Here is a 5930-nt window from a genome sequence, read left to right as displayed (position 1 = left end):
ATAAATTCTCTCTAGCATTTTCTGGCTCTCGGGGTTTAGGTCTCTAATCAATCTCATTGTATTTTCCTGCTGCTTCGTTTTTTTATGTATTATACTTCTTAATTTTTTATTTGGGTAATTAATTTTGCATGACTACTTATAGCGTTTCTGATTCACAAGAGGTACATTCCCGATCCTGAACAGCTTAATCAGCAAAGGTTTAAGTGTGCCGCACAGATGCGAGAACCGCTATAATCACCCTCTACCCCAGCACCGCATTCTTAGTCGTTGCTGAATTAAGGTATCAATGCCAACCTTGCAGCCATCCAAAAGTTAGTTTGGAGCTAAGTTTTAAAAATCCCTTATTAGTCGGAGAAATTCCTGACTCTCTCCACAAAGATTCGATATTCGATCGCTGTCATCTGGCTATTAATTATCCTCTTTTGGTTAGCCCGCATTCAGGAATCGATCGATGCCCGTCACGATCTTGAAAATGGCTCTACCCTTAACTGTAAGTAGGTAGGCGTTAAAAGTTATCAGATCCCCCCGCCTATCGGCACCCCCCTTATCAAGGGGGGCAGGGGGGATCGAACCTAAAATCCATTTTTAATTTAATTATAACCAGCTACTTATCTAGAGTGGAGCGATTCTGTATTTTTCTCCAGCCAGATAGTTATACCACTAAATAGTACAAAAGTCTAGGGATTCTGTTAAGTCTCATTAATCGAGCGGCGTGGCAGCATCGAAGCTTACTGCTATAATTGCTTACGGACAAAGATAATAAATAAAATTTATGGGCGACTTTTTTGATAACGTGAGCCGTTACCCCCGCTATCTGATTAGCTTTAGTTTAGGGATTTTCTTCGCCTTTTTTGGCTGGTTGGCCCCTTTATTAAAAAATCCCCTCACAGCGATCGCACTTGTGGGTTTTCTGGGGGGAACTTTCGCCTTTCTTTATTTCACCCTCAAAGCCATGCTCGGATTAGCTTGATACAATGGTAAAGGTTTCGCTGTTTTTAGGGGACGAAAATTATGGCCAATGATCGTCGAGTATCTCGCGTGTCCTCGCTAATTAAGCGCGAGGTCAGCCAAATGTTATTAATGGAAATTAAAGATGATCGCGTCGGTGCCGGTATGGTTAGCGTTACCGATGTAGATCTCTCCCACGACCTACAACACGCTAGGATTTTTGTGTCTATCTACGGCAACAAAGATGCAAAGGCCGAAACTATGGCCGGTTTAAAAGCGGCTGCGGGATTCGTCCGACGTGAACTGGGCCAACGCATCCGTCTGAGACGTACCCCCGAAGTGGTCTTCCTAGAAGATTCTTCCCTTGAACGCGGCGATCGAATGTTACACCTTCTTGATCATATTAAAAGCGATCGACCCCCAGAAGATGACGATTCCGCTATCAGTGACCAGTGACCAGTAGAGGATAACTAAATTTAGGCAAAACTGGCAACTTAAAACTTAAACCTGATAAATTTCCAGAAACTAAAACCTAATTGGTTAGGCGAGAATCTCTGATGTGCTTAGTTTCTAACCTTCTTTTTAGGTAGGAGAATTGCCAGATTCTGCCCTTTGCCTCTTGCCTCTTGCCTTCAGAAACTGATAACTGATAACTGATAACTGATAACTGATAACTGATAACTGAATAGTGAGCGATCGCATTTTATCCCTAAAAGAACGTATTGGTCAGATGATAGTAGTCCGCGCTTCCGGCTATCTCTTTGACCAACAAATCCGCTATCCTGCTTGGGAACCTGTCAACGCTACCCTAAAACATTGGTTAGAAACCCTCCACCTCGGTGGGGTAATTCTATTAGGAGGTAGCGCCGCCGAAATCGCTTTCCGCAGCCAACAATTACAAAGTTGGTCCGGCGATAATCCTCTCCTCATCGCTGCCGATATCGAGGAGGGAGTCGGCCAAAGGTTTTCCGGCGCCACTTGGTTTCCCCCCCCGATGGCTTTAGGAAAAATAGCCGAAAAAAGCTTGACAAAAGCCACAGAATATGCTATGGAAATGGGAGCAATTACCGCTAAGGAAGCACTAGCGATCGGGATTAACTGGATTTTAGCCCCAATTGTCGATGTGAACAATAATCCCGACAATCCGGTTATTAATATTCGTTCCTTCGCTGAAACTCCCGAAATCGTCGCTAATCTAGCTCAAGCTTTTATTTTAGGGGCCGATTCCTATCCAGTTTTGACCACGGCCAAACATTTTCCGGGCCACGGTGACACCAGCAATGACTCCCATCTCGATCTTCCCATTATCAACCACGATCATGATCGCCTAGAAGCGATCGAATTGCCCCCCTTTCAAGCGGCGATCGAGTCAGGGGTTGATAGTATTATGTCAGGCCATCTGTTAATTCCCGCTTGGGATGCCGAATTTCCTGCCACTCTTTCCTCGAAAATTCTCGGAGAAAAACTGCGCCAAAATCTCGGTTTTCAGGGTTTAATCGTCACTGATGCCCTGATTATGGGAGGAGTGACTAAAATTGCCAGTGCTGCCGCCATCGCAGTGAGCGCGGTACAGGCGGGGGCCGATATACTATTAATGCCTCCCGATCCGATCGAAGCGATCGAAGCGGTGTATAGTGCTGTGCAGGCGGGTACAATTAGCGAAGCCAGAATTAATGATTCTTGGCAGCGTATTCAACGAGCAAAAGAGAAATTAGGGCAAAGACAGCCATCCTTAGAATCCTTAAGTAGTTTAGCGGCACCGCAAGCTCTAGAGATTGTCAGCGATATTTTAAAAGATTCCCAAACATTTAGCGGTAATTTACCGATTAAAGCCACTCAAGGCCGCAATTTAATCATTATCGATGATTTACTCCACTGTGACTTTCTCGATCGCTCTTGTCCGGCGGTGACAATTCCCCGACAATGGGGTTATCAAACCCAAATAATCGACCGTAGCACCTTTAATCAGTCCCTCGTCTCCCCAGAAACGACTCTCCTACAAGTATTTATCCGTGGTAATCCTTTTCGGGGTAGTGCCGGATTAAGGGACGAAACGAAAGCTATCTATCAAGCTTTGCTGAAAACTGGACAAATTCAAGCATTGATTGTTTATGGTAGTCCCTACGTTTTCCAGTGGTTTCGTCAACAAAGCGGAGACATTCCCTATCTTTTCAGCTACGGACAACAACCAAGCGCCCAAAAAATCGCCCTAGAAACTATTTTTGAGGGGACCACTAGCGGCGAAAATCAGACCGATACTTTCGTTTAAGGGCAAAAATTGCCTAGTAACCATTGGGCAATGCGATCGGAAGCCCCAGCTGAACCCATTCTCTGACGACCATTAAAGGCGATTTCTTGCCACTGTGGGGGATTTTGTAATAAATATTCTAACTTGTCTGGCACTGACTCGGCACTATCGCCCAAGAGAATTGAACAGCCTAATAAACGCTGTTGCAGTTTGGCAAAATGGGGAGTAAATTGTGGTCCAGATCCCGCAATTGTGATCGCCGGTTTACCCAAACCGACGAACTGTTCCGTGGCAGTTCCCGCCATGGCGATCGCTAGATGGCAACGGCCTAAATATTCGGCGTAATCCCTTTGAGAAATAGTTATAAATACCTCTTGACAAATAAACTTATTTGTGCTATATTCTCGCCAACCCCGGTCAATTAAAGCAGCCGTAAAAGATTCCGGGGGGAGAGAAGGAGCGATCGCCGACAAAAACTCCAGCTTGTAATCGGGAAAACGGCCGATAATGGCGGCCACAGCTGCGAGAATTTGCTGCCAATTGTGGAGAGATTCGGGAAAGCGCGAACCGGGTAGCAGCAGAATATTTAGGCAATCTTGGGGAAAATCGCCCGTTATCGAGGGTAAAAGGTCATCCATCATCGGATTACCCCCATCGACAACGGCAATTGACCACTGTTGTAAAATTTTGCTAGTTAAACTATCCCGGGGAAAAACCCCCCGACAGCGAGGATGAGCCATTAACCAGCGTTCCCAGGGATAATAGTAGGAACCCCAGAGGCGATCGATGATCGAGCTACTATCTAACCATCCCCGCTCATCCCGGAGATAGTATTCTGATTTAGCCGTTCCCACAAAAGCATAATCTGTCCCGCTTAACCAAGCAAGGGCAAGGGGTAAGATATCTCCCACCGCAACAATTTTTCCCCTTTCTTGGCCCCAATTTCTGACCAGACGGTATTGACGGGAGGTTAATCCTAATAATCCCTCCCGCAGATCTCGCCATAATTGTTTGACATCCCTGGTGATAAAACCCCCAGAGGGCATTTTTTGACCTCGATCGAGCAGGGGAATCCCCAGACGAGTATAAGCATAACCGTTACCCACTAGGGGTAAAGCAGTAATATCCGGACAGTGGGGAGATGATTGCAGTCTTTTAATAATCCGGATCGCGATCTCATCTTCACCGTGGCCATTACTCAAAAATAATAATTTCACTTTTTTTCTTAACTTCTAGCTTAAAGTCCTAAACTTCGGTTGTTTTATTCCCTTCGACCCCAGACAATGCTGATGGTTAGGGAACAATCAATTTTATAAAAGCAGTTAACCAACTCCCATTTAGTCTAATCTATCAGAAGGTTTCGCCGATCGCTTATCTCTGTCTTGATAGGGACTATTTGACCAAAGGCAAGACTAAGAGATAAGAGATGAGTTTAACTGCTTCTATTTTTCTCGATCAAAAGACCAAATTTGGCCCCCCAGAGCCAAGAAGGTCAGAAACCTGCTCTGATCGCTATATTAGAATCAGTGGTTAATTGGCATCCTAACGGGAAAAAATGATTATCGACTTACCCGATCGAGAAGCTACTGTCAATTTAGGCGAAAAACTGGGGCAAACCTTGGCCTCTGGCAGTGTAATTTTATTAAAAGGCGATTTGGGAGCGGGAAAAACCACCTTAGTACAGGGAATTGGCCTAGGATTGGGTATTCAAGAGCCTATAGCTAGTCCTACCTTCACCCTCGTTAACGAGTATAGCGAAGGCCGCCTTCCTTTGTATCATTTGGATTTGTATCGTTTGCAGGGTCAAGATATCGAGGCCCTGTACCTAGAAAATTATTGGCAGGGAATCGAGGTAGATTTAGGGATAGTGGCGATCGAATGGTCAGAACGTTTAACTTTTTTGCCGGAAAATTATCTAGAGATTACTTTACTCGATCGAGGCGATCAGGGACGACGAGCGCTGCTCAATTTTGTCGGTGGGAACGAAAAAAATAGCGACCCCACAGGAATCGCTATCAGCACTTGACTCTTTAAGCAATCAAACTTTAGCGGTAACTCTCGGCATCTAAGATAGATGTTGGGTTCGATCCCCCCTTAATCCCCCCTTGATAAGGAGGGAACTGATAGTTTTTAACATCTAACTACTTAGGGTTTGCGGCAAAAAGTACGGGCGAAGCATTCGGATAGAAAATCTCTGGTTTCACCGATAGGTTATTGCCCGAATGCTTCGCCCCTACACCGACGCGGGCCGATGAAGACGCAAGGTTTTGAACGACGATTCTCTCAAAATCTTGCACCTGTTTCGCGAGAAAAGCCACAAAACTCTTACCTTGCCTACATTTCACATTTATTCAGCAAACCCTACTTCTAAGATGTAAAAAAATAACTATTTTTTTACCTTCAATTTGTCGTTCTCACCGGGAAACTATCTGCCTTTCAGAGATATAATACTAAAAAAATCGGCAATTTCTGCTAATTTCACACTTTCTTTAGATTTATCTTCTATCTTGATGTCTGATCGGTTTTGGCAGTGGTTGACCCTTTCCCCTCCTAGGGAATCGTGAAAAGAAAAAAAGAAGCGATCGAGTGTTAATTATAAGGGAGCATCTCACCTTTGCAATGAGCATAAATACTTAGTAGAAAAATAGGCTTTTCGAGGGTAATTCTTGTTTTAATTCTCCATGTACGCGGTCTTTAAAAGCCTCTATTTCGTTCCAAGACACGATTAAGAGTG

At 44.6% G+C, this 5930-nt stretch carries 5 protein-coding genes; 4 read left to right on the top strand and 1 reads right to left on the bottom strand.

The features are described from left to right. Nucleotides 1-772 precede the first annotated feature (772 nt). The 3 genes from O9323_RS15145 to O9323_RS15135 all read left to right on the top strand — a co-directional run bounded on the left by O9323_RS15145 (nt 773) and on the right by O9323_RS15135 (nt 3217). The gene (locus tag O9323_RS15145) at nt 773-970 is read left to right on the top strand and encodes a DUF751 family protein (protein ID WP_002737592.1); all 198 of its coding nucleotides are present in this window, start codon (nt 773-775) and stop codon (nt 968-970) included. 41 nt (nt 971-1011) lie between these two features. Further along, nucleotides 1012-1404, top strand: coding sequence for a 30S ribosome-binding factor RbfA (gene rbfA / locus O9323_RS15140; protein ID WP_002751761.1), 393 nt, complete (start codon nt 1012-1014; stop codon nt 1402-1404). 232 nt (nt 1405-1636) lie between these two features. Further along, on the top strand, nt 1637-3217 hold the full coding sequence (locus O9323_RS15135; protein WP_288125374.1) for a glycoside hydrolase family 3 N-terminal domain-containing protein: 1581 nt from the start codon (nt 1637-1639) through the stop codon (nt 3215-3217). On the opposite strand, the gene O9323_RS15130 is transcribed toward O9323_RS15135, so the two are convergent. Then, a complete protein-coding gene (locus O9323_RS15130) occupies nt 3214-4413 on the bottom strand; it encodes a lipid-A-disaccharide synthase-related protein (protein ID WP_149106872.1) in 1200 nt (399 codons plus the stop codon). The two genes, O9323_RS15135 and O9323_RS15130, sit on opposite strands and share 4 nt — an antisense overlap. A 338-nt stretch (nt 4414-4751) precedes the next feature. Here O9323_RS15130 and tsaE point away from each other — a divergent pair, with 338 nt between their 5' ends. Beyond that, nucleotides 4752-5222 (top strand): tRNA (adenosine(37)-N6)-threonylcarbamoyltransferase complex ATPase subunit type 1 TsaE, encoded by a 471-nt coding sequence (gene tsaE, locus O9323_RS15125; protein ID WP_288125373.1) that lies wholly within the window; start codon nt 4752-4754, stop codon nt 5220-5222. Nucleotides 5223-5930: the final 708 nt, after the last annotated feature.

Source organism: Microcystis sp. LE19-131.1A, from assembly GCF_027532015.1.
Taxonomy (GTDB): Bacteria; Cyanobacteriota; Cyanobacteriia; order Cyanobacteriales; family Microcystaceae; genus Microcystis; species Microcystis ichthyoblabe_A.
Note: the sequence above shows the minus strand (reverse complement) of the source record. Positions and strands in the feature narration are given on the sequence as shown.